At 73.1% G+C, this 23,288-nt stretch carries 21 protein-coding genes; 9 read left to right on the top strand and 12 right to left on the bottom strand.

Going from position 1 to position 23,288, the window contains the following annotated elements; translation table 11 throughout:
• The first annotated feature begins 21 nt into the window (after positions 1 to 21).
• Both ACA361_RS30195 and ACA361_RS30190 read left to right on the top strand, forming a co-directional pair.
• Positions 22 to 1,050, top strand: a complete 1,029-nt coding sequence (locus tag ACA361_RS30195) for an NAD(P)-dependent alcohol dehydrogenase (RefSeq protein ID WP_375017556.1) — start codon at positions 22 to 24, stop codon at positions 1,048 to 1,050.
• Between the two features lie 91 nt (positions 1,051 to 1,141).
• Positions 1,142 to 2,242 carry a hypothetical protein gene (locus ACA361_RS30190; protein WP_375017554.1) on the top strand — a complete coding sequence of 367 codons (1,101 nt, stop codon included), beginning with the start codon at positions 1,142 to 1,144 and terminating at the stop codon, positions 2,240 to 2,242.
• On the opposite strand, the gene ACA361_RS30185 is transcribed toward ACA361_RS30190, so the two are convergent.
• Both ACA361_RS30185 and alaS read right to left on the bottom strand, forming a co-directional pair.
• On the bottom strand, positions 2,236 to 2,748 hold the full coding sequence (locus ACA361_RS30185) for a hypothetical protein (protein ID WP_375017552.1): 513 nt from the start codon (positions 2,746 to 2,748) through the stop codon (positions 2,236 to 2,238). The two genes, ACA361_RS30190 and ACA361_RS30185, sit on opposite strands and share 7 nt — an antisense overlap.
• Positions 2,749 to 2,792: 44 nt before the next feature.
• Positions 2,793 to 5,423 carry an alanine--tRNA ligase gene (alaS, locus tag ACA361_RS30180; RefSeq protein WP_375017550.1) on the bottom strand — a complete coding sequence of 877 codons (2,631 nt, stop codon included), beginning with the start codon at positions 5,421 to 5,423 and terminating at the stop codon, positions 2,793 to 2,795.
• 169 nt (positions 5,424 to 5,592) lie between these two features.
• Here alaS and ACA361_RS30175 point away from each other — a divergent pair, with 169 nt between their 5' ends.
• Positions 5,593 to 6,063: a hypothetical protein gene (locus ACA361_RS30175; RefSeq protein ID WP_375017548.1), complete on the top strand. Its 471-nt coding sequence runs from the start codon at positions 5,593 to 5,595 to the stop codon at positions 6,061 to 6,063.
• A 12-nt stretch (positions 6,064 to 6,075) separates the two neighbouring features.
• Here the strand turns inward: ACA361_RS30175 and ACA361_RS30170 are convergent, their stop codons facing one another.
• From ACA361_RS30170 to ACA361_RS30155, 4 genes are all read right to left on the bottom strand, one after another.
• Positions 6,076 to 6,747, bottom strand: coding sequence for an HAD family hydrolase (locus ACA361_RS30170; RefSeq protein ID WP_375017546.1), 672 nt, complete (start codon positions 6,745 to 6,747; stop codon positions 6,076 to 6,078).
• Positions 6,744 to 7,601 (bottom strand): alpha/beta fold hydrolase, encoded by an 858-nt coding sequence (locus ACA361_RS30165; RefSeq protein ID WP_375017544.1) that lies wholly within the window; start codon positions 7,599 to 7,601, stop codon positions 6,744 to 6,746. Before ACA361_RS30165 ends, ACA361_RS30170 begins: the two co-directional genes overlap by 4 nt.
• A gap of 25 nt (positions 7,602 to 7,626) precedes the next feature.
• Positions 7,627 to 8,883, bottom strand: coding sequence for a glycoside hydrolase family 18 protein (locus ACA361_RS30160; RefSeq protein ID WP_375017542.1), 1,257 nt, complete (start codon positions 8,881 to 8,883; stop codon positions 7,627 to 7,629).
• Positions 8,884 to 8,978: 95 nt separating this feature from the next.
• Entirely contained in the window at positions 8,979 to 9,452 is a 474-nt protein-coding gene (locus tag ACA361_RS30155; protein WP_375017540.1) for a MarR family winged helix-turn-helix transcriptional regulator, read from the bottom strand.
• Between the two features lie 71 nt (positions 9,453 to 9,523).
• On the opposite strand from ACA361_RS30155, the gene ACA361_RS30150 reads away from it, so the two are divergent.
• Positions 9,524 to 9,925 carry a cupin domain-containing protein gene (locus tag ACA361_RS30150; RefSeq protein ID WP_375017538.1) on the top strand — a complete coding sequence of 134 codons (402 nt, stop codon included), beginning with the start codon at positions 9,524 to 9,526 and terminating at the stop codon, positions 9,923 to 9,925.
• Positions 9,926 to 9,929: 4 nt separating this feature from the next.
• Here the strand turns inward: ACA361_RS30150 and ACA361_RS30145 are convergent, their stop codons facing one another.
• Both ACA361_RS30145 and ACA361_RS30140 read right to left on the bottom strand, forming a co-directional pair.
• The gene (locus tag ACA361_RS30145) at positions 9,930 to 10,574 is read right to left on the bottom strand and encodes a response regulator (RefSeq protein WP_375017536.1); all 645 of its coding nucleotides are present in this window, start codon (positions 10,572 to 10,574) and stop codon (positions 9,930 to 9,932) included.
• A complete protein-coding gene (locus ACA361_RS30140; RefSeq protein ID WP_375017535.1) occupies positions 10,538 to 11,845 on the bottom strand; it encodes a sensor histidine kinase in 1,308 nt (435 codons plus the stop codon). The genes ACA361_RS30145 and ACA361_RS30140 overlap by 37 nt, the downstream gene beginning before the upstream one ends.
• Before the next feature lie 179 nt (positions 11,846 to 12,024).
• Between ACA361_RS30140 and ACA361_RS30135 the strand changes: the two genes are divergently transcribed.
• Positions 12,025 to 14,496: a Tex family protein gene (locus ACA361_RS30135; RefSeq protein ID WP_375017895.1), complete on the top strand. Its 2,472-nt coding sequence runs from the start codon at positions 12,025 to 12,027 to the stop codon at positions 14,494 to 14,496.
• A gap of 66 nt (positions 14,497 to 14,562) precedes the next feature.
• On the opposite strand, the gene ACA361_RS30130 is transcribed toward ACA361_RS30135, so the two are convergent.
• Positions 14,563 to 15,894 (bottom strand): hypothetical protein, encoded by a 1,332-nt coding sequence (locus ACA361_RS30130; protein WP_375017533.1) that lies wholly within the window; start codon positions 15,892 to 15,894, stop codon positions 14,563 to 14,565.
• A 320-nt stretch (positions 15,895 to 16,214) separates the two neighbouring features.
• On the opposite strand from ACA361_RS30130, the gene tig reads away from it, so the two are divergent.
• The 4 genes from tig (at position 16,215) to clpX (ending at position 20,791) form a co-directional block, all read left to right on the top strand.
• Positions 16,215 to 17,699 carry a trigger factor gene (tig, locus tag ACA361_RS30125; protein ID WP_375017531.1) on the top strand — a complete coding sequence of 495 codons (1,485 nt, stop codon included), beginning with the start codon at positions 16,215 to 16,217 and terminating at the stop codon, positions 17,697 to 17,699.
• A gap of 285 nt (positions 17,700 to 17,984) precedes the next feature.
• Entirely contained in the window at positions 17,985 to 18,617 is a 633-nt protein-coding gene (locus ACA361_RS30120) for a ClpP family protease (RefSeq protein WP_375017893.1), read from the top strand.
• 66 nt (positions 18,618 to 18,683) lie between these two features.
• Positions 18,684 to 19,343, top strand: a complete 660-nt coding sequence (locus tag ACA361_RS30115) for an ATP-dependent Clp protease proteolytic subunit (protein ID WP_375017891.1) — start codon at positions 18,684 to 18,686, stop codon at positions 19,341 to 19,343.
• A gap of 173 nt (positions 19,344 to 19,516) precedes the next feature.
• Positions 19,517 to 20,791 carry an ATP-dependent Clp protease ATP-binding subunit ClpX gene (clpX, locus tag ACA361_RS30110; protein WP_375017529.1) on the top strand — a complete coding sequence of 425 codons (1,275 nt, stop codon included), beginning with the start codon at positions 19,517 to 19,519 and terminating at the stop codon, positions 20,789 to 20,791.
• An 85-nt stretch (positions 20,792 to 20,876) separates the two neighbouring features.
• Here clpX and ACA361_RS30105 read toward each other — a convergent pair whose 3' ends face one another.
• From ACA361_RS30105 to ACA361_RS30095, 3 genes are all read right to left on the bottom strand, one after another.
• On the bottom strand, positions 20,877 to 21,587 hold the full coding sequence (locus tag ACA361_RS30105; RefSeq protein WP_375017527.1) for a response regulator: 711 nt from the start codon (positions 21,585 to 21,587) through the stop codon (positions 20,877 to 20,879).
• The gene (locus ACA361_RS30100) at positions 21,584 to 22,369 is read right to left on the bottom strand and encodes a sensor histidine kinase (protein WP_375017525.1); all 786 of its coding nucleotides are present in this window, start codon (positions 22,367 to 22,369) and stop codon (positions 21,584 to 21,586) included. The genes ACA361_RS30105 and ACA361_RS30100 overlap by 4 nt, the downstream gene beginning before the upstream one ends.
• Before the next feature lie 137 nt (positions 22,370 to 22,506).
• The gene (locus tag ACA361_RS30095; protein WP_375017522.1) at positions 22,507 to 23,232 is read right to left on the bottom strand and encodes a hypothetical protein; all 726 of its coding nucleotides are present in this window, start codon (positions 23,230 to 23,232) and stop codon (positions 22,507 to 22,509) included.
• Between the last annotated feature and the right edge of the window lie 56 nt (positions 23,233 to 23,288).

The raw sequence follows: 23,288 nt of genomic DNA, 5'->3' as shown, positions 1-23,288 counted from the left end.
CCTGAGGTGAGGGGGAGACGTATGAAGGCTGTTCAGTACCGGGAGGTCGGGGGATCTCCCGAGGTCGTGGACGTGCCCGAGCCGGAACCGGGGCCGGGGCAGGTCCTGCTGAAGGTGACCGCGGCGGGGGTGTGCCACTCCGACATCGCGGTGATGAGCTGGCCGGAGGTGCCGTTCGGGCTGCCGCTGACGCTGGGGCACGAGGGCGCGGGGACGGTCGAGGCGCTGGGCGACGGCGTCACCGGGCTGGAGGTCGGCGAGTCGGTCGCGGTGTACGGGCCGTGGGGCTGCGGCACGTGCCTGGAGTGCAGCCGCGGCAAGGAGAACTACTGCCTGCGCGCCGACGAGCTGGAGATCCGGCCGCCGGGGCTGGGGGCGCCGGGCGCGATCGCCGAGTACATGCTGGTCGACGATCCGCGCCATCTGGTGCCGCTGAAGGGACTCGACCCGGTCCAGAACGTGCCGCTGACGGACGCGGGCCTGACGCCGTACCACGCGATCAAGGGGGCGCTGCCGAAGCTGGTGCCGGGCAGCACCGCGGTGGTGATCGGCACGGGCGGGCTCGGGCATGTGGGGGTGCAGCTGATCCGGGCGCTGTCGCCGGCGCGGGTGATCGCGCTGGACGTGTCGGAGGAGAAGCTGGAGCTGGCCCGCAAGGTCGGCGCGCACGAGACGCTGAAGTCGGACGAGCACGCGGCCGGCCGGGTACGGGAGATGACCGGCGGCGCGGAGGCGGTGTTCGACTTCGTGGGCGTCCAGGCGACGGTGGATCTCGCGGTGGCGGTCGCGGGCGTGGACTCGGCGGTGATGCTGGTCGGGATCGGCGGCGGTACGGCCAGGGTCGGGTTCGGGGTCAACCCGTACGACATGGCGGTGCGGACGCCGTACTGGGGGAGCCGGTCGGAGCTGATCGAGGTACTGGAGCTGGCGCGGGCCGGGGCGGTCGACGTGCATGTGGAGACGTACTCGATCGACGAGGCGCCGCGGGCGTACGAGCGGCTGCACGCCGGCAGGGTCGACGGCCGGGCGGTGATCCTGCCGAACGGCTAGCGGTAAACCGGCGCGGAAGATCGTCCGTCCTTCTGGGTAGGCGACGAGTGCTCACGGATCCCCGCTTCGGCGAGCGCGGGATGGAGGGAGCATGCGGTCCACGATTCTCACGGTGCTGGCCTGCGCGGTGCTGGCACTGGGCCTGGGAGCGGCGCCGGCCGCGGCCGAGACCGGCTGGCGGGTCGCGCACACCTCGCCGGGGTTCCCGCAGGACGACTTCGGCGACATCGCCGCGACGGGGCCGGACGACGCCTGGGCGGTCGGGTCCGGGCCGTGCTGCGGCGAGCCCGGCGAACCACAGAAGATCAGCCGCTGGGACGGCACGGCCTGGCGGGACGTCGCGGCGCCCGCGCCGCCGGGCACGACGTCCTACGCGTCGCTGACGCACGTCGGCGCGTCCTCTCCGCGGAACGCGTGGGTGTTCGGCATCGACGGGAACGGCCTCACCTACGGGCACCGCTGGGACGGCACGGCGTGGCGGACGACCGCGTTCGAGGAGTACGCCTGGATCCACGACGCCGCCGTCACCGGGCCGCGCAGCGCCTGGGTCGTCGGAACCCGGCCGGCCGCCGAGGGGGACGAGCCGGTGTCGCGGCGGTGGGACGGGGAGCGCTGGACGGTGGCGCCGATGCCCGCGACCGCGCAGGCGGTCAGCGATCCGCCGGGCGGGCGGCCGTGGGCGATCGGGCAGGCCGCGGACCGGTCGGTGGTCGCGATGCGGTGGACGGGGTCGGCGTGGCGGACCGTGCGCCTTCCCGAGCCCCAGCTGCCGCCGGACGTCTTCGCGCTGCCGGGCGACATCCTCGCCCTGGCGCCCGACGACATCTGGGCGAGCGCGGTCCTGGGCAAGGACGAGGGCGTGTGGCCGGGTTCGGTGCTCTGGCACTGGAACGGGCGCCGCTGGCGGCAGGTGCGGATCGACGCGCCGCAGGACTCCCTGGAACGGCTGGCGTCCGACGGGCGCGGCGGGCTGTGGATCGCGTCCACGAACGTCCACGGGTCCGCCTACCTGCTGCACTACTCGGAGGGGCGGGTGACCAGGGAGCCGGCGCCGCTCGGGGACGGCACCGCCGCGAGCGTCCGGGCGATCGTCCGCGTGCCGGGCACGCGGACGCTGCTGGCCGCCGGGCTCCTGCACGGCGACAACAGCGGCGCCTGGGCCGCGACCGTCTGGCGGTACGGGGGTCAGTAGCCGCCCTCGCGCGGTCCCGGGGGGACCGCGACCGTGGCGCGGTCCCCGGCGCGGACCTCGTCGAGGACGGCGGACACCGTCCGCACGATCTCGGCGAGGTCCGCGGGGGCGGGCGGCCCGGCCTTCGGGGCGTCGATCCCGGCGGCCTCCAGGAGGGCGGCGGGGTCGGAGAGCTGCTGCTCCAGCCAGCCCATCGGGTCGCTGGTCAGCTCCTCCACGAAGGTGCGGCGGCCGGGCTCGTTGTCCCGCATGCCGGGATGGAAGTGCATCCGGTCCTTGGTGCCGGGCCCGCCCGCGGCGGTCTCCAGGAAGTCGGCGCGCCAGACCGCGCGGTCGGCCACGACCTTCTGGGACGCGCTGCGCGAGCCGCGCCAGGGCTCGGGCGCGAGCAGGCGCAGCTCGACCCGCACGCCGCGCTCGCGCCCGCCCCGGACGGGATCGGGATCCACCAGGTAGACGTCCTCCACGGTCACGCCGAGATGGCCGAAACAGAACACCCGCAGCACCGCTGTCTCCTTTCGCCCGGTATGTCGGACGATACGCCGGGGCGTCAGGAGATCAAGGCGCGCGCGGTGCGCGCCGCCCGCGCCACCGCGCGTTCCAGGTGCTCGGGGCGGCGGCCGCCCGCGTGGGCGACACTTCCCTTGCCGCCCGCGCCGCCGCCGACCTCCGCCGCCGCCTCCGCGAGCACCTCGCGGGCCGGGCCGCGGCCGTCCGACAGCGCCGCGACGAGCGTCGCCCGGCCGCCCGCGCGGGTGCCGAGGACGACCGTGCCCGGCCGCAGCGCCAGCACGTCCAGCGCGAGCGGGCGCAGGTCGCCGTCGGTGACGTCGTCCGGGACGACCTCCGCGACCAGCCACGAGCCGTCCGGCAGGCGTTCCGCCCGGTCCGCCAGCCGGGACGTGAGCGCGGCGCGTTCCGCCGCGCGCAGCGCGTCCAGCTCGCGCCGGGTCGCCGCGAGCACCTCCAGGCGCTGCCGCAGCCGCGCGGGCGCCTGGTCCGCCGGGACCTTGAGCAGCGCCGCCAGCTCCGCCAGCAGCGCGTGCTCGCGGTCGTGGTGGCGCAGCGCGTCCGCGCCGGTCAGCGCCTCGATCCGGCGCAGCCCGGTGCCGACGGACGTGTCGCCGACGATGCGCAGCGGCCCCGCCTGCGTGCCGTGCCCGACATGCGTGCCGACGCACAGCTCCCGGGACGCGTCGCCGATGTCGACGACCCGGACGCGGTCGCCGTACTTCTCGCCGAACATCGCGACCGCCCCCGCCGCCACCGCCTCGTCCCGGTCCGCCTCCCAGACCCGCACGTCCGGGTCGTCGAGCAGGTAGTCGTTCACGAGCGCCTGCACCGCCTCGACGTCCACGCCCGCGAAGTGCGCGAAGTCGAAGCGCAGCCGCCCGGGTTCGACGCGGGAGCCGCGCTGCGCCGCGTGCTCGCCCAGGAACCGGCGCAGCATCGCGTGCAGGACGTGCGTCGCGCTGTGCGACCGCGCGACCGCCGCCCGGCGCCGGCCGTCCACGGCCGCCTCCGCCTCCTGCCCGGTACGGACCTCGCCCTCGGTCACCCGCGCCGTGTGGACGTGCAGGCCGTCCACGCCGAGGCGGGTGTCCACGACCTCCAGGACCGCCGAGTCCGTACGGAGCGTCCCGGTGTCGCCGACCTGCCCGCCCGACTCCGCGTAGAACGGGCTCCGGTCCAGGACGACCTCGATCTCGCCGCCCTCGGACGCGTGCCCGGTGAGGCCGGCGCCGTCCAGCAGCGCCACCACGCGGCCGGTGCCGGACGTCGCGTCGTACCCGGTGAACGCGGTCGTCCCGTGCCGCGCCGCGACCCGCCCGTAGAGCTCGCGCCGCGCGACCGCGCCGCCCTTGCGGCCCTGCCCGTCCCGGTGCGCGCGGCGCCGCTGCTCGTCCAGCAGCGTCGCGAACGCGTCCTCGTCCACGGCCAGCCCCGCCGCCCGCGCCGCGTCGACCGTCAGATCGACCGGGAACCCGTGGATGTTGAGCAGGTCGAACGCCGTCCGCCCGGGCAGCACCGGGGAGCCCGCCGAGCGCGCCTTCGCGATCGCCGAGTCCAGCACCCGGGAACCCTGCCGCAGCGCCCGGTCGAAGCCCTCCTCCTCCGCCTCGGTGACCTGCCGGATCAGCTCCCGGCCGCGTTCCAGCTCGGGCCACGCGGGCGCGAGCGTCTCCACGACGCGGGCGGTGAGCGCGGGCAGCACCGGGCCGTCGATGCCGAGCAGCCGCGCGTGCCGCACCGCGCCGCGCATCAGCCGCCGCAGCACGTGCCCGCGCCCGTCCTGGGACGGCAGCACGCCGTCCGCCACCAGGAACGCGATCGTGCGCGCGTGCTCGGCCGCCACCAGGAACGACCGCGACGCCTCCGACCCGTCCCGCCCCGGGTACTCGCGCCCCGCCATCTCCTGGACGAGCCGCAGCACCGGCCCGACGAGGTCGGTCTCGCACAGCGTGTCGACGCCCTGGAGGATCGCCGCGAGCCGGTCCAGGCCGAGGCCGGTGTCGATGCTGCGCGCCGGCAGCTCGCCGACGATCGGGTAGCCCTCCTTCGCGGGGCCCTCGCCGCGGACGTTCTGCATGAAGACGAGGTTCCAGACCTCCAGGTAGCGCTCGCCGTCCACCGCCGGGCCGCCCTCGCGCCCGAACGCCGGGCCCCGGTCGTAGTGCAGCTCCGACGACGGCCCGCACGGCCCCGGCACGCCCATCGACCAGTAGTTGTCGGCCATCCCGAGCCGCTGGATCCGGGACGCGGGGACGCCGAGCCGCAGCCACAGCCGCTCCGCCTCCTCGTCGTCGAGGTGGACGGTCGCCCAGAGCCGCTCCGGTTCCAGCCCGAAGCCCTCGGTGAGCAGCTCCCACGCCCAGCCGACCGCCTCCTCCTTGAAGTAGTCGCCGAACGAGAAGTTGCCGAGCATCTCGAAGAACGTCGAGTGCCGCGCCGTGCGGCCGACGTTGCCGATGTCGGACGTCCGCGCGCACTTCTGCACCGAGGCCGCGCGCGGGTGGCCGGGCTCGGCCCGGCCGAGGAAGTACGGCTTGAACTGGTCCATCCCCGCGCCGGTCAGCAGCAGCGTGGGATCGGACGGGACGAGCGTGCTGGACGGCACGACCCGGTGTCCGCGCGCGGAGAAGAAGTCGAGAAAGGTCTGCCGGATTTCAGGCGAACGCATGGAAAGCCCTCACGAGGTCGACGGGACGACGGCGCACACCGCCGAGCCGGGCCGCGCACGGCTGCGCGTTCTCCGGCTCGGCGCGGCTAGCTCGCCGCCCCACCTCGTGACGGGACATGCCGTCCAAATTACCTCGCGCCCGCGGCCACGGGCAGCCCATTATCCGTAGATGCGCTACGACTACACGGGCCCGCCCGAGATCCGGGCCGCCGCCGTGCCGGGCCGGGAGGGCGCCCCGATCCGGTCGGCGGCCGACGCGCGGGACTGGCTGGCGGGCCGCGGCCGCGACGAGCGCGGCGAGCCGTTCACCTACGTCGTCGACCTCGCCGGCACGCTGCGGCTCGCGCCGCGCCGCAGCGAGCACGTCGCCTGCGCGGGCGGCGCGCCCGTCCGCGCCGCGGGCGAGATCACCTTCGCGGACGGGGGAGTGGCGGCCGTCACCAACCAGTCGACCGGCTACCGCCCCGGCCCCGAGTCGTGGCCCGCCGTCGCCGCGGCCCTCGACCGCGCCGGGATCGCGCACCCCGGCGGCTTCACCGACGCGTTCGTCTTCCGCCGCTGCCCGGCGTGCGGCGAGCTCAACCTGGTGAAGGACGCCTACTACGTCTGCGCGCTCTGCGACGCCGACCTGCCCGCCTAGGGCGGGCGCGGGTCAGGCGAGGACGGCCGCCAGGTCGGCGAGCGTGGTGATGCGGACGACGCCCGGATCGTCCGGCGCCGCGCCGCCCGAGCGGTCCAGCCAGACGCCGCGCAGCCCGGCCGCCCGCGCGCCCAGCGCGTCGGTCGTCAGCCGGTCGCCGACGTAGGCCGTCCGGGACGGCTCCACGTCCAGCAGCCGGCACGCCACCCGGAAGATCTCCGGGTCGGGCTTGGCGACGCCGACGTCCTCGGACGCCACGACGATCGGGAACCGGCCGTCCAGGCCCACCGCCGCCAGCTTGGTCCGCTGGAAGTCGCCGTTGCTGTTGGTGACGACGGCCATCGGGAGCCCGCACGCGTCCAGGCACGCGGCCACGTCCGGGAAGAGCCGCCAGCCGGCCTTGTAGCGCTCCGCGTACGCGGCGATCCAGGCGTCGGCGCGGGCCGCCGCCCACTCGCCGAGGCCCAGCTCGGCGGCCAGGGTCGTCACCCGCAGCCGGCGCTGCTCGGCGAACCCCAGCTCGCCCGCCAGGTAGCGCTCGTAGTACTCCTCCTCCAGTTCGAACCAGCGGCGCGCGACCCGTGCCGCGTCGGCCTCCGGGAACGCCGCCACCACCGCCTCCCGGGCGGCGCCCGAATGGTCCACGAGCGTGTCGTCGATGTCGAAGAGAACGGCCTCGATCATGCGTCCGGCCCGCCCGGCCCGTCCGCCGGGCCGTCCAGGAAGCCCAGGAGCGCGGCGGTCAGCTCGGCGGGGGCGTCCTCCTGCACGAGGTGCCCGGCGCCCTCGATCAGCCGGAGGCGGGCGCCCGGGATCGCGGCGGCCAGCTCGTGCGCCTTGGCCACCGGGATCCAGGCGTCCGCGGTGCCCCAGCACACCAGGACGGGGATCGCGATCTCCCCGTACCGGCCCTGGATCTCGTCGGTGTACCGCTGGTCGGCCTGCGCGATCTGGCGGTAGAACGCCGGCCGGCCGGCCTCGCCCAGCCACGGCTCGACGAGCGCGTCCAGCGTCGCCGGGTGCAGGCCGGGCCCGCCGGTCGTGGTGATGTACTCGCGGACGAGCGCGCGGTGCAGGTTCTCCGGGAGCCGCTCGAACACCTCCGCGCTCTCGTTCACCAGCCGGAAGAACGGCGAGCCCCACGGGGCCAGGGCCACCGGGTCGACCAGTGCCAGCCGCCGGTACCCGGCCCCGTGGAGCAGGTGCGCGCGCAGAGCGACCGCGCCGCCGAAGTCGTGCGCCACCACGTGCGGGCCGGCCAGCCCCCAGTGCTCCAGCAGGTCCGCGAACGCGCGGCCCTGCGCGGCCAGGGAGACGTCCTGCCCGGCGGACTTCTCCGACGTCCCGTAGCCGGGCATGTCCCATGCGTACACGCGGTAGCGGCTCGCCAGGGCGGCGCCGACGTGGCGCCACACGTACGACGAGAACGGGGTTCCGTGCAGGAGGACGACGGGGTCGCCGTCCTCCCTGCCGAAGGCCGTCCAGCGGATCTCGCCGGCGGCGCCGTCGTACGTGCGGTCCAGTTTCCAGTCGCTCATGCGTTCATGATCTCAGCCGGGGGTGTCAGCCGAGACCGGCGCGCAGCGCGGTGACCAGCTCCCCTCCGGCGGTGTCCCCGCTCAGCTCCCAGAAGAACGCGCCGCCGAGGCCCTGGCCGCGGGCGTACGCCGTCTTGCCGCCGATCGTGGCGGGGGTGTCGTAGCTCCACCACTGGTCGCCGCACTTGGCGTACGCGGTGCCGCCGACCGTTCCGGTGGCCGGGCAGCGGGTCTTGAGGACCTTGTAGTCCTCGATGCCCTGCTCGTACGTGCCGGGCGCCGCGCCGGCCGCCGCGCCGCCGGGCGCGCTCTGCGTGACGCCGCGCCAGCCGCGGCCGTAGAAGCCGACGCCGAGCAGCAGCTTGTCCGCCGGGACGCCCTTGGCCCTGAGCTTCTGGACGGCGGCGTCGGAGTGGAAGCCCTGGATCGGGATGCCGTCGTACGAGCGCAGCGGCGAGTGCGGCGCGGTCGGGCCGTCGGCGTCCCAGGCGCCGAAGTAGTCGTACGTCATCGGCAGGTACCAGTCGACGTACCGGGCCGCGCCCCCGTAGTCGGCGGCGTCGATCTTGCCGCCGGCGGTGCCGTCGGCGGTGATCGCCGCGGTGACGAGGTCGCCGGAGCCGAACCGGGAGCGCAGCGCCGACATCAGGGCCGGGAACGCGGCCGGCCCGCTGGTGTCGCAGGTCAGCCCGCAGGCGTTCGGGTACTCCCAGTCGATGTCGATGCCGTCGAACACGTCCGCCCAGCGCGGGTCCTCGACCAGCCTGTGGCAGGACTCGGCGAACGCGGCCGGGTTCCGCGCCGCCTGCCCGAAGCCGCCCGACCAGGTCCAGCCGCCGAACGACCAGATGACCTTGAGGTGCGGGTGCTTCCTCTTGAGCTTGCGCAGCTGGTTGAAGCTGCCGCGCAGCGCGCCGGCGTCCCAGGTGTCTGCCTGGCCGTCGACGCTCTCGGACGCCTGGTAGAAGCGGTCGTGGTCGGCGTAGGAGTCGCCGATCGCGCACTGGCCGTTCGTGACGTTGCCGAACGCGTAGTTGATGTGGGTGAGCTTGGCGGCCGAGCCGCTGGTGTCGATGTTCTTGACGTGGTAGTTGCGCCCGTAGACGCCCCACTGCGCGAAGTAGCCGATGACCTTGTCGCCGGCGGCCGCGGCGGGAGCCTGCGGTGCGGCCGGTGCCTTCGCCCGGGCGGGCGCCTGGGCGCCCAGCAGCGCCGTCGCCGCGGCGGCGGCCAGCGCGATGGCGGCGCGTGCCGCCCTTGCTCGTGGCTTCCCTCTGGACATGAGTTCTCCGTTCAGCTCGTCCCCCGAACCTCACAACAGAACCCCGCTCTTAGGAAAGTTTCCTAATAATTAGTGCGGATGGCAAGGGCCCGCCGTCAGGCGCCGCCGAACCAGCCGGGCGTGTCCAGGCGGAAGAAGTCCGCGGGCGTCAGCCGGCGCAGGTCGTCCTCCAGCGCCCCCAGCCGGTCCGCCCCCAGGTCGGCGGCCCAGCGGGCGCGGATCCGGTCGAACGCGGCCGCCGACCGGGCCAGCGAGTCCAGCCCCCGCCCGGTGAGCCGGACGATCTTCCGCCGGGCGTCCCGGGGATCGGCGGCGCGCTCCACGTACCCCATCCGCTCCAGCGACTCGACGGTCTTGCCCGCGGCCTGCTTGGAGACGCCGAGCCGCTGGCCCAGCTCGGCCGCGGTGGTGCCGTCCGGCCCGATCGCCTGGAAGACGAAGCCGTGCATGGGGCGCAGGTCCGGATGGCCGGCGCGCGCCAGCTCGGCGTGCACCTCGTCGACGATCGCGCGGAACGCCATCAGCATCCGCAGCGGCAGCTCGTGGCCGGTGCCCGGCTCGCTTGACATAAAAGACAACCTCGTTGACTATTGATCCGAGTTGGACAACCTGATTGACCATTCTAGGGAAGGACCGCCCGATGACCCTCGTCCGCCATGCCGACCGCCGCCGCACCGAGACGCCCATCGCCGTCATGACCACCCTCGCCTCGCCCACCCAGGGCGGCGCGGGCACCGCCGTCTGGCACGTGGACATGCCCGCCGGAAGGCAGGGACCCCGGCACGCCTTCGAGACCGAGCAGATCTGGTGCTTCCTGGACGGCGGCGCCACCGTCGTCCTCGGCGGCGAGACCCTGGAGGTCACCGCCGGCGACACCCTCGTCATGCCCGCCGACGTCCCCCGCCAGGTGACCACCGCACCCGGCACCGGCTTCACCGCCGTCGTCACCGCCCCCGCCGGCAGCCGCGTCTACGACGCCGACTCCGACTGCGACATCGCCCCCGAGGACGGCGAGCGCCTCGTCCCGCCGTGGGTCCGGTGACCGCTCACGTGCCGAGGTAGGCGAGCACCGCCAGCACCCGCCGGTTGTCGTCCTCGGACGGCGGCAGGCCCAGCTTGCCGAAGATGGAGTTGGTGTGCTTGCTGATCGCCTTCTCGGTCACGAACAGCGCCGACGCGATCGCCGCGTTCGACCGGCCCTCGGCCATCAGCCCCAGCACCTCCCGCTCGCGGGGAGTCAGCGCCTGGAGCGGCTCCTCGCGGGCGTGCCGGGTGAGCAGCTGCGCCACCACGTCCGGATCCAGCGCCGTGCCGCCCGCCGCCACCCGCCGCACCGCGTCCACGAACTGCCCCACCTCCGACACCCGGTCCTTCAGCAGGTAGCCGATCCCGCCGGAACTGTCGGACAGCAGCTCCCGCGCGTACAGCTGCTCCACATGCTGCGACAGCACCAGCACCGGAAGCCCGGGGATCTCCTTGCGCGCCTCCAGCGCCGCCTTCAGCCCCTCGTCGGTGAACGTCGGCGGCAGCCGCACGTCCACCACCGCCACGTCCGGACGGTGCGCCGTCAGCGCCCGCACCAGCGACGGCCCGTTGTCCACCGCCTCCACGACCTCGAACCCGAACGCCTCCAGCAGACGGATCAGCCCGTCCCTCAGGAGGGCGAGGTCCTCGGCGATGACAACGCGCACGGCAACTCCATGGTCACGACGGTGGGCCCGCCCGGCGGGCTCGTGACCGCCATCGTCCCATCGAACGCGGCCAGCCGCCGTTCGATGCCCCGCATCCCGCTCCCCGCCGCCGGATCGGCACCGCCCGTCCCGTCATCGCCGACGATCAGAACCAGCCGCCCGCCGCCGTGCTCGATCTGGATCCACGCCCGCCCCGCGCCGCTGTGCTTGACGATGTTCGCCAGCATCTCGGCGACCGCGAAGTACGCCGCCGACTCCACCGGCGCGTCCGGCCGCCCCGGCAGGTCGATCCGGACGTCCACCGGAAGCGGCACCGACAGCGCCAGCGCCCGCACGGCCCCGTCCAGCCCCCGCTCGGCCAGCACCGGCGGATGGATGCCGCGAACCAGGTCGCGCAGCTCGGTCAGCGCCTGCCCGCTGTCCGCCCGCGCCTCCGCCAGCAGCTTCCCGGCCGCCTCCGGATCGTGCTTCATCAGCTCCTCGGCCAGCCCGATGCTCATGCTCAGCGCCACCAGCCGCGCCTGCGCCCCGTCGTGCAGGTCCCGCTCGATCCGGCGCAGCTCGGCCGCCGACGCGTCCACCGTCTCCGACCGCGTCTCCGTCAGCTCCCGCACCCGCTCGGCCAGCGCCGTCCGCGCGGGGGACAGCAGCGACTGGCAGAACAGCGCGTGCCCCTTCAGGATCCGCGGCCCCGCCGGGAACGCCACCACCATGAGCACCGCGCCCAACACCATCGGCCCCACGATCCCGATCGGGCCCCAGGCGTCCAGCGGCCAGAACGGCCCCCACCCGTAGAAGGTGATCTGCCCCAGCCAGGGCGCCACCAGGACGCCCTCCAGCCCGTACGCCAGCAGGCACGCCGGCAGCAGCCCCAGCAGCAGGCCGACCGGCGCGTTCAGCAGCGTCCACAGCAGGTCCCGCCACGTCGCCGGATCGCCCAGCAGCCCCCACAGCCGCCGGAACGGCCCGCCCCGCACCGGCGCGGGCCGGTACGGAACCGGGATCGGCACCCCCGACCACTCCGCCGCCCACACCCGCTGCGCGTTCGCCAGCCCCCGCATCGCCCCGATCGCCACCGGCGCCAGCACCACCCCCACCCCGAGCGGGATGAACGCGATCGACAGCACCGTCACCACGAACAGCGGAATGCACGCCGCCTGCGACAGCACGGCCTGCACCAGCCCCCGCACACACGTCAGCAGCCCGGCCCGGACGACCCCGCCCCCGCCCCCGCCGTCCACCATCGCAGCCTCCAGGGTCCGCACCGCCATGCCCATATTGTGTCGGTACCGGGCCCCAGGATCAGTGGTGCTAAGCCCACCATTCGGGGAGGTCGAGAGCCGACTTTACGGACGAGGTTCCTGGGCGGCGCGACAACTGCGCCCGATCCCTGGACAATGCTTGGGCTACACCTCAGGGGAGAAAGCGAATTCAGATCGTGACCGCATCCATCAGCCAGACACCCACTACCGGGCCTGACGCGGGTTCCGCCGTCGCGCCGATCACTCAGCGGATCGCGACGGAGCTCGACGTTCGCGAGGGCCAGGTACGGGTCGCCGTGGACCTGCTCGACGGCGGCGCCACGGTGCCGTTCATCGCCCGCTACCGCAAGGAGGCCACCGGGGCCCTCGACGACGGCCAGCTCCGCGCGCTCGAGGAGCGGCTGCGCTACCTGCGCGAGCTGGACGAGCGGCGCGCCGCGATCCTGGAGTCGATCGAGTCCCAGGGCAAGCTGACCGACGAGCTGCGCGCGCAGATCACCGCGGCCGAGTCCAAGGCCCGGCTGGAGGACATCTACCTCCCGTACAAGCCCAAGCGCCGCACCAAGGCGCAGATCGCCCGCGAGGCCGGGCTGGAGCCGCTGGCCGTCCTGCTGCTGGACGACCCGTCCAACGACCCGCAGACCGCCGCGAAGGCGTACGTGGACGCCGAGAAGGGCGTCGCCGACGAGGCCGCCGCGCTGGAGGGCGCCCGCGCGATCCTGGTCGAGCGGTTCGCCGAGGACGCCGACCTGATCGGCACGCTCCGCGAGCGGATGTGGAACCAGGGCCGGATGGTCTCGCGCGTGCGGGAGGGCAAGCAGGAGGCGGGGGCCAAGTTCTCCGACTACTTCGAGTTCGCGGAGCCGTTCTCGAAGCTGCCCTCGCACCGCGTGCTGGCGCTCTTCCGGGGCGAGAAGGAGGAGGTCCTCGACCTCGACCTGGAGCCCGAGGAGGGCGTCGAGGCGGGCGAGCGGACCTCGTACGAGGTCGAGATCGCCCGCCGCTTCCAGATCTCCGATCAGGGGCGGCCGGGTGACAAGTGGCTGGCGGACGCGGTGCGCTGGGCCTGGCGCACCCGCATCCAGGTCCACCTCGGCATCGACCTGCGCACCCGGCTGCGGCAGGAGGCCGAGGACGAGGCGGTCCGGGTGTTCGCCGCCAACCTCAAGGACCTGCTGCTGGCCGCGCCCGCCGGCACCCGCGCCACCATGGGCCTGGACCCGGGCCTGCGCACCGGCGTGAAGGTCGCGGTCGTGGACCCCACCGGCAAGGTCGTCGCCACCGACACGATCTTCCCGCACGAGCCGCGGCGCCGCTGGGACGAGTCGATCGAGACGCTGGCGAAGCTCGCCAGGGAGCACAAGGTCGACCTGGTCAGCATCGGCAACGGCACCGCCTCGCGGGAGACCGACAAGCTGGCCGCCGACCTGATCGCGCGGCACCCCGACCTCAAGCTCACCAAGATCATGGTGTCGGAGGCGGGCGCGTCGGTGTACTCGGCCTCCGCGTACGCCGCCCGCGAGCTGCCCGGCATGGACGTCTCGCTGCGCGGCGCCGTCTCGATCGCCCGCCGCCTCCAGGACCCGCTGGCCGAGCTGGTCAAGATCGACCCCAAGTCCATCGGGGTCGGCCAGTACCAGCACGACGTGTCCGAGGTGAAGCTGTCGCGCTCGCTGGACGCCGTCGTCGAGGACGCGGTGAACGCCGTCGGCGTGGACGTCAACACCGCGTCCGCGCCGCTGCTCACCCGCGTGTCGGGCATCGCCGAGGGGCTGGCGGAGAACATCGTCGCCCACCGCGACGCCAACGGCCCGTTCCGGACCCGGGCGGGGCTCAAGGAGGTGCCGCGGCTCGGGCCCAAGGCGTTCGAGCAGTGCGCGGGCTTCCTGCGCATCCCCGGCGGCGAGGACCCGCTGGACGCCTCCAGCGTGCACCCCGAGGCGTACCCGGTGGCCCGCCGGATCGTCGAGGCGGGCGGCGGCGACATCCGCGGCCTGATCGGCAACACCGCGGCGCTGCGGTCGCTGCGGCCGGCCGACTTCGTGGACGACACGTTCGGGCTGCCGACCGTCACCGACATCATCGCCGAGCTGGAGAAGCCGGGCCGCGACCCGCGCCCGGCGTTCAAGACGGCGACGTTCAAGGAGGGCGTCGACAAGCTGTCGGACCTGGAGCCCGGCATGGTCCTCGAAGGCGTGGTGACGAACGTGGCGGCGTTCGGCGCGTTCGTGGACGTCGGCGTGCACCAGGACGGGCTCGTGCACATCTCCGCGATGTCGAACAAGTTCGTCGAGGACCCGCGCGAGGTGGTCAAGCCGGGCGACATCGTCCGGGTCAAGGTCCTGGAGGTCGACCTCCAGCGCAAGCGGATCTCGCTGACGCTGCGGCTCGACGACGACGCCCAGAAGGGCGGCGGCGGTGAGCGGGGCGGCGGCCGCGGTGACGCGCGCCCGCGCCAGCAGCGCAAGGGCGGCGGTGGCGGTGGCGGCCGTGGTGGCCAGGGCGGCCGCGGCGGCCAGGGCGGCGGCAACCGCGGGGGAGGCCGGGGCAACCAGAGCGGCGGCGGCGGTCAGGGGGGCGGCGGCGCCATGGCCGACGCGCTGCGCCGCGCCGGGCTCGACAAGGGCCTGCCGGACCAGAACCGCGGCAAGCGCCGCTGACGGACCGTTCACGCGCGACGGCGCCGGGCCCGCCCCATCCGCGGCGGGCCCGGCGCCGCGCCGTTCTCAGCGGTTGCGGCGCCGGCGGTCGTTCTCGGCCCTGGCCTCCGCCTCCGGGCCGACGACCCCGAACGGCCCGGTGCCGAACTGCTCCTCGATCTCGTACGTGCCGTCGTCGAACACGTCCCGCCGCCCGTCCGGGCCGCGCCCCAGCGGGTCCCGGGCGTACGGGCCGGGCCGCGGCGGCGGTACGGGCAGCGGCCGCTCGCCCGTCTCGTACGGGCCGGGCGAGGCCGGGCCGAAGAGCGCGTGCGGGCCGGTGTCGCGGTCGGGGGCGAGATGCCCGGCCGCCGACCGCGGCGGCCCGCCCCGCCCCGGCGCCGTCCGGCCGCGCGGCCGGTCGAACGCGCTCGCCCGCTCGTCCGGCGGCGCGGCGAGGGGCTGCGGGACGGCCGGGCGGCCGGCGGCGAACCGCTCGTGGGCCGGCCGCCCGAACGGGTCCGGGCCCGGACCCGGCCGTCCACTACCGGCCTCGGGCGGCCCGGCGACCGGCCGGTGCCGGGGGAACTGGAGCAGGGCGAGCGCGGCCAGCAGCAGCGCGCCCATCCGCATCGCGAAGTGCGGCGCGTCCCCCGGCCACGGCTCGCCGAACAGCAGCGTGCCCGTGACCAGCAGGTGCGCCTTCGCGGTCACCGTCATCACGGCCGCCACGATCGACACCCGGCAGCGCTGGAACGCCAGCATCAGGATGCCGAACCCGATCACCGCCGACACCACCGTCACGTACGGGTAGGGCGTGGCCAGGCTGTCCGCGCCGATCCCGGCGTCGCTCCAGCCCTTGATGCTGAGCTCGGCGGTGCCGATCGGGACGCCGGCGCCGAGCCCGTACGCGATCCCGGTGATCGGCCGGGCGTGCCGGCCGTCCGGCCGCGACTCGCCGGTGAGCAGCAGGAGCAGCGGCACCAGCAGCGCGGGCGTGACGACCACGGCGAGCTGCCATCCCGGCACGTCCGCGGCCCGGATCGGCGGCGGGTTGCCGATCGACGCGGTGATCAGCCCGGCCGCGGCGGCGATGAGCAGCAGGCTGAGCCACTCGCGGGCGGTCAGCCGGTCGCCGAAGAACACCATCGCGATCACCAGCAGCGGCAGCACGCCGGACATGAAGATCGGCACGGCGATGCCCAGCGACAGCTCGCGCAGCGCGAGGATCTGCAGCCCCAGCCCGCCGAGCACGAGCGCCAGCCCGCCCAGGAAGACCCCGCTGGACAGGATGACCCGGGCGATGTGGAAGACCCGGTCGCCGCGGAGCCGCTCCATCCGGTCCGCGGCCAGCTTGAACACGGCGAAGCCGATGTAGTACAGGCCGGTGGCCGCGAAGGCCGCAACTATCCCGTTCATCCTTGCCGATTATGAACGCGGCGATGCGCAATGTCACACTCCCGCGACACACAGTCGATCATCAAAGATTAGCCAAAAACACATGTTCTCGACCCGCTGCGCGCTGTAACCGGAGCCTCACGCCGCAGCGAACTTCCCCCACCGGGAACGGGCGGATGTCCGCAGTCCTCGCCGCTACCCCATAGACTTGGCGCGCGAACGCGCGGACCCGTTTATTCGGCGTGCCCGCGCCCGCCACATGAGAGCTGGAGATACCGGCTGGCTGAGTACGCGTCGAACGCCGCGGCCGAGACAGCGCCCGATCAAGGAGACCAACCCCAGTGAAGACCGATGTCGAGGAGCTGACCCCCACGCGGGTCAAGCTCACCGTCGAGGTACCGTTCGACGAGCTCAAGCCGAACCTCGACAAGGCGTACAAGGAGATCTCGCAGCAGGTGCGGATCAAGGGCTTCCGGCCCGGCAAGGTCCCCGCCCCGCTGATCGACAAGTACGTCGGCCGGGGTGCGGTCCTGCAGGAGGCGGTCAACGACGCGCTTCCCGACCTGTACGGCCGCGCCGTCGAGGAGACCGAGATCTTCGTTCTCGGCCAGCCCGAGGTCGAGGTCACCGAGCTGGACGACGGCAAGCAGTTCGCGTTCACCGCCGAGGTGGACATCCGGCCGAAGTTCGAGGTACCGGACTACGACGGCCTGGAAGTGACCGTCGACGACGCCGAGGTCGGCGACGAGCAGATCGACGAGGCCATCGGCAACCTGCGCGAGCGCTTCGCCTCGCTCACCGCCGCGAACCGGCCGATCGAGCGGGGCGACTTCGCCACCATCGACCTGTCGGCCAAGATCGACGGCGAGGAGGTGGAGGACGCCTCCACCTCCGGCTACTCCTACGAGGTCGGCAGCGAGTCGGCCATCGAGGGCCTGGACGAGGCGCTGATCGGGCTGTCCGCCGAGGAGAGCAAGACGTTCACCAGCACGCTGGTCGGCGGCGAGCGGGCCGGCGAGGAGGCCGAGATCACGGTCACCGCGCAGAGCGTCAAGGTCAAGAACCTGCCCGAGCTGGACGACGAGTTCGCCCAGATGGCCAGCGAGTTCGACACGATCGAGGAGCTGCGCGCGGACGTCCGCACCCGGCTGGACCGGCAGGTGCGGCTGCAGCAGATCTCCGACGCCCGGGACAAGGCCCTGGAGGCCCTCCTGGAGAAGGTCGACATCCCGCTGCCCGACAAGGTCGTCACCGAGGAGATCGAGCGCCGCGAGCAGCAGCTGGAGCAGCAGCTGCAGATGGCCGGGATGTCCAAGGAGGACTACCTCAAGGACGAGGAGAAGTCCGAGGAGGACTTCGAGACCGAGCTCGCCGAGGCCGCCCGCCAGGCGGTCAAGGGCGGCTTCGTGCTCGACCAGCTCGCCGTCCAGGAGGAGCTCGGGGTCGAGAACGAGGAGCTCAGCGAGTACGTCGTCACCCAGGCGATGCAGATGGGCGTGCAGCCGCAGCAGCTCGCCGAGTACCTCACCCAGAACAACCAGCTCCCGGCGATCGTCTCCGAGGTGCTGCGCAGCAAGGCGCTCAATCTCCTGGTCGAGCACGTCACGGTCAAGGACGAGTCCGGCAACGAGATCGACGTCGAGGCCGTCCGCCGCGAGCTGAGCGGCGAGACCGGCGAGACCGTCCAGGCCGAGGACGCCGAGGACGCTGAGGACGCCGCTGACGAGGCGGACGCCACGGAGGCCGGGGAGGCCGCCGAGGCCCCCGCCGCCGAGGCGGAGGAGCCCGCCGAGGACGCGAAGAAGGACGAGCCCAAGGACGCCTGAGCGGTGTCCGGCGGTGGATCGCGTGCCGTGCCGGCGCGCGGTCCTGGGCCCCGTGCCCGTCCGCGCCTCTGAACGCCCCGTGCCCTATCCGGGTACGGGGCGTTCGGCGTTCCTGGGGGCCGCGGGGCCGGAGGTCCCGCGGGGACGGGTGCCCGGTCAATGAGATGTTCATGCGCGGGTACGCCGCCAGCGAAAAGCAGGGCCTGCGGGCTTAACCGGCCCTCGCGGCGCGTTAATGTCCAATCATCCGAACCGATAAAAGGACCGGAGGAACACCCGGTGAGCATGCCTCCGACTTTCGAAGAGTCGACCCGGATCCAGTCGCGCGTCGCTGAGGCGCCGCTGCTGCCCCTGGGCGACCAGCTCTTCCAGCGGCTGCTGCGCGAGCGGATCGTCTTCCTCGGCCAGCAGGTCGACGACGACATCGCCAACCGCATCTGCGCCGAGCTGCTGCTCCTGTCGGCCGAGGACGGCCGCCGCGACATCACCCTGTACATCAACTCGCCCGGCGGCTCGGTGACCGCGGGAATGGCGATCTACGACATCATGCAGTACGTGCCGAACGACATCGTGACGGTCGGCATGGGTCTGGCCGCCTCGATGGGGCAGTTCCTGCTGTGCGCCGGCACGACCGGCAAGCGCTACGCGCTCCCGCACGCCCGGATCATGATGCACCAGCCGTCCGGCGGCATCGGCGGCACGGCCTCCGACATCAAGATCCAGGCCGAGCAGATGCTGTACGTGAAGAAGACGCTCGCCGAGAAGATCGCCGAACACACCGGGCAGTCGCTCGACCAGATCGAGCGGGACTCCGACCGCGACCGCTGGTTCACCGCCGACGAGGCCAAGGACTACGGTTTCGTGGACCACGTGGTGCTCAGCGCGAACCAGGTGCCCTCCGAGGGCACGGTCTCTTGACGGCCTGAACGACTTACGGAGGCACCCACCATGAGCGACATGATCCGGCCGGGCTTCAGCGATCTGATGCGGCCCGGCGCCGTGGGCGGCGGCGCGCCGATGCCCGTGGACAACCGCTACATCATTCCGTCGTTCGTCGAGCGCACCACGTACGGGGTCAAGGAGATGAACCCGTACAACAAGCTCTTCGAGGAGCGGATCATCTTCCTGGGCGTCCAGATCGACGACGCCTCGGCGAACGACGTGATGGCGCAGCTGCTGACGCTGGAGTCGATCGACCCCGACCGCGACATCAGCATCTACATCAACTCGCCCGGCGGCTCGTTCACGGCCATGACGGCGATCTACGACACGATGCAGTTCGTCAAGCCGGACATCCAGACCGTCTGCATCGGCCAGGCCGCCTCGGCCGCGGCCGTGCTGCTGGCGGCCGGCACCCCGGGCAAGCGGGCGGCGCTGCCGCACTCGCGGATCCTGATCCACCAGCCGGCCACCGAGGGCACCTACGGGCAGTCCAGCGACATCGAGATCCAGGCCCGCGAGATCATGCGGATCCGCGATCTGCTGGAGGAGATCCTGGCACGGCACACCAGCAAGGACCTGGAGCAGGTGCGCCGCGACATCGAGCGCGACAAGATCCTCACGGCCGACGAGGCCAAGGACTACGGTCTGGTGGACGACGTCTTCGTCAGCAGGAAGCGCAAGGCCGAGGTAGTGTCGTCCTGAGACGGCATTCGGACGCGGTTGACCCCCGGCCCGGTCGTCATACTTCCGGGCGGGGGGCTTACCAAGTCCGCTGGAGGCGGTAACGTCGAGTCCAACGTCGAAAGCCTTCGGGACGCAACCGAGCTGCTTCGCATCCTCCAAGGCGGGCGGCCCCACGAAAAGGAGACAGTTGGGTGGCACGCATCGGCGACGGTGGTGACCTGCTCAAGTGCTCGTTCTGCGGAAAGAGCCAGAAGCAGGTCAAAAAGCTCATCGCGGGTCCGGGCGTGTACATCTGCGACGAGTGCATCGATCTCTGCAACGAGATCATCGAGGAGGAGCTCTCCGAGACCTCCGACCTCAAGTGGGACAGCCTGCCCAAGCCGCGGGAGATCTACGAGTTCCTGGACTCCTACGTCATCGGGCAGGACACGGCCAAGAAGGCGCTCTCGGTGGCCGTCTACAACCACTACAAGCGCATCCAGTCCGGCGACACGGGGCGGGACGACGCGGTCGAGCTGGCCAAGTCGAACATCCTGCTGCTGGGTCCCACCGGGTCGGGTAAGACGCTGCTCGCGCAGACGCTCGCCAAGCTACTGAACGTCCCGTTCGCGATCGCCGACGCCACGGCGCTGACGGAGGCGGGCTACGTCGGGGAGGACGTCGAGAACATCCTCCTGAAGCTGATCCAGGCGGCCGACTACGACGTCAAGAAGGCCGAGACGGGGATCATCTACATCGACGAGGTGGACAAGATCGCTCGCAAGAGCGAGAACCCCTCGATCACCCGCGACGTCTCGGGCGAGGGCGTCCAGCAGGCGCTGCTGAAGATCCTGGAGGGCACCACCGCGAGCGTCCCGCCGCAGGGCGGCCGCAAGCACCCCCACCAGGAGTTCATCCAGATCGACACCACGAACGTGCTGTTCATCTGCGGTGGCGCCTTCGCCGGCCTGGAGAAGATCGTCGAGTCCCGGGTCGGGAAGCAGGGCATGGGCTTCGGCGCGGTGATCCGCTCCAAGGCCGACTTCGACGAGTCGTCGGCCTTCCTGGGCGACGTCATGCCGGAGGACCTGCTGAAGTTCGGCATGATCCCGGAGTTCATCGGCCGGCTGCCGGTGATCACCAGCGTGCACAACCTGGACCGGGACGCGCTGATCAACATCCTCACCGAGCCCAAGAACGCCCTGGTACGCCAGTACCACCGGCTCCTTGAGCTCGACGGGGTCGACCTGGAGTTCAGCGACGACGCCCTGGAGGCGATCGCCGACCAGGCCATCCTGCGCGGCACCGGCGCGCGCGGGCTGCGCGCCATCATGGAGGAGGTCCTCCAGTCGGTGATGTACGAGGTGCCGAGCCGCCAGGACGTGGCCCGCGTCGTCATCACCCGCGAGGCCGTCCTCGAACACGTCAACCCGACCCTCGTGCCGCGCGAGCGCACCAAGCGCGAGCCGCGCGAGAAGTCGGCCTAGCGATCGACGTTCGGGCGCCCCTCTCCGGAGGGGCGTTCGGCGTTTCCGGGGCCCCATCGGGGCTCCAGGGCCGGGGGGGCCGCGGTCAGGTCGCGGGGCCGCGCGCGGCGGACTCGCCGAGTCCCGCCTCCCGGGCCAGCACGATGGCCTGGGCGCGGTCGGCGACGTGCAGCTTCATGAAGATGTTGCTGACGTGGTTGCGGACCGTCTTCTGGCTCAGGAAGAGCGTGCCGGCGATCTCCTGGTTGCTGCGGCCCTGGGCGACCAGCTCCAGCACCTCCCGCTCCCGCTCGGTGAGCTGCGGGAACGCGGTCTGCCTGGGATCGGGCATCTCGGTGAAGTACGCCAGCACGCGGCGGGCGATCTCGGGACCGTAGATGGCCTCGCCGGCCGCGACCGCCCGCACCGCGCGGGCGATCTCCTCGGCGCCGGACTCCTTCAGCAGGTAGCCGCGGGCGCCGGCGCGCATCGCGGCGAAGACCGAGTCGTCGTCCTGGAACATCGTCAGCACCAGGACGCCGATCCGGGGGCTGGTACGGGTGATCGTGCGGGTGGCCTCGATGCCGTTGCCGCCCGGCATGTGCAGGTCCATCACGACCACGTCGGGCTGGAGCTCGGCGGCGAGCCGTACCGCGTCCGGGCCGCACTCGGCCTCGGCGACGACCTCGACGCCCAGCGCCTGCAGCAGCCCCTTGAGGCCCTGCCGGAACACCGGATGGTCGTCGGTGATCAGGACCCTGATCGTCTCCCCGCCGCCCGTGCCGGAACCCGCGCCCGGATCGGTGCTCGTGCTCATGTACGCCCGCCTTCGCCGCTGAATGCCCGATGGTAGCCGGGTACCGCCAGCGGCAGGCGGGAGGAGACGATCGTGCCCACGCCGGGGCGGGTGGTGACGGTGCAGGCGCCGCCGACCTCGGCGGCCCACTCCCGCATCCGGGCCAGCCCGCCGGTGGCCGGCAGGCCGGTGCCGCGCGGCTGGTCGGGCAGACCGACGCCGGAGTCGGCGACCATGATGTGCAGGTCGGCGTCCCGGCTGATCAGCACCAGCGCGGTGCCGGCGCGGGCGTGCTTGCGGACGTTGGCCAGCGCCTCCTCGACGATCCGGTAGGCCGCGACCTCGACGGCGGCGGGCAGGCCGCCCTGCTCGCCGTCGAACCGCACGTCCACCCGGTCGCAGCAGCCCTCGGCCAGCGACTCGATCGCCGCGGCCAGGCCGAGGTCGTCGAGCGCGGGCGGGCGCAGGCCGTACGTCATCTCGCGGATCTGCCCGACGGCGGTGGCGAGCCGGTCGCGCAGCTCGGTGAGCACCGGCTCGATCCGTTCCGGCTCCCCGGTCAGCGTGAGGCGGGCGGCGTCCAGCGACATCGCCAGCCCCGCCAGGGTGGGGCCGAGCCCGTCGTGCAGGTCGTTGCGCAGCCGCCGCCGCTCCTCCTCGCGGGTGGCGAGGATCCGCTCCCGGGAGCGCTGCAGGTCGCCGGTGAGCCGGTTGAGGTACGGGAGGCCGGCCAGATGCGCGGCCGCCGCACCGGCGGCGAAGGCCCCCGCCAGCGCGGCGGCGCGCGCCACTACCGATCCCATCCGGTGCCTCCCGCCGTTCCCTCGTCTCCGCCGCCGGACGCCGAACTCCAGCCTGACCGGTGGTGCGGCCCGGCGTCAGGTGACCGGTGTCCCGACCTTGGCGGGAACCGGGGGAACGGCCGGCGGACGGGCTTCCGTCAGCTCTCGATGTCGTCCCGCATGCTGCGCATCACGCTCGCCACCGTGCTGTAGCTGTAGCTGCGCGGGAGGGACAGCGACCCGGTGGTCTGCGGCACCGGCATGACCATGCCGAACGTGCTGCTGGTGGCCCAGGCACAGACCGCGGTGGAGTACGACACGGTCGTGCTCCGGCTGCGCAGCGTGGAGCACACGGCCTTCCCGTCGCCGCCGGCGTTCGCGAGCGGGATGGTGTAGGACGAGATGCTGCTGGTGGACTGCTGGGTCATGGCCCTGCGGAAGTCGCTGTAGAGGGTGTCGGGGTCGACGTCGCCCTCGCCGCCGACGAAGAGGTACTGGCTGGAGCCGCTGCCGTACACGGCGGTCTGCACGTTGCTGATCTCGTAGCCGGTGGCCCGCCGCATGAGGCTGCGCTGGCTGCTCAGCTGGCTTGAGAGCTGCGCCTCGGCCGAGGTGTTCCGGCTCATGCCGCCGGCGGTCGGCGGGGTGCTGATGCTGTGGCTGCCGCCGATGACCACCACGACGACCACGACGACGATCAGGACGACCACCGCGAGGCCGCCGACGAGCAGGCCGATGATCAGGCCCGCGCTCGACGACTTCCGGGGCGGGGGCATCGGCGGGGCGTACGGGCCGCCGGGGCCGCCGGGGCCGGGCATGCCGCCGTATCCGTAGCCGCCGGGAGCAGGGCCGCCGGGCGGCGGCGGGGGGTTCCAACCGCTCATTTTCAGGACTCCTTGGTCAGGGCCCGTCGAGCCCTGTCAGGGGCGGCTCGTCCGGG

It is taken from the genome of Actinomadura sp. 21ATH (genome assembly GCF_041951345.1).
Taxonomy (GTDB): domain Bacteria; phylum Actinomycetota; class Actinomycetes; order Streptosporangiales; family Streptosporangiaceae; genus Spirillospora.
Note: the sequence above shows the minus strand (reverse complement) of the source record. Positions and strands in the feature narration are given on the sequence as shown.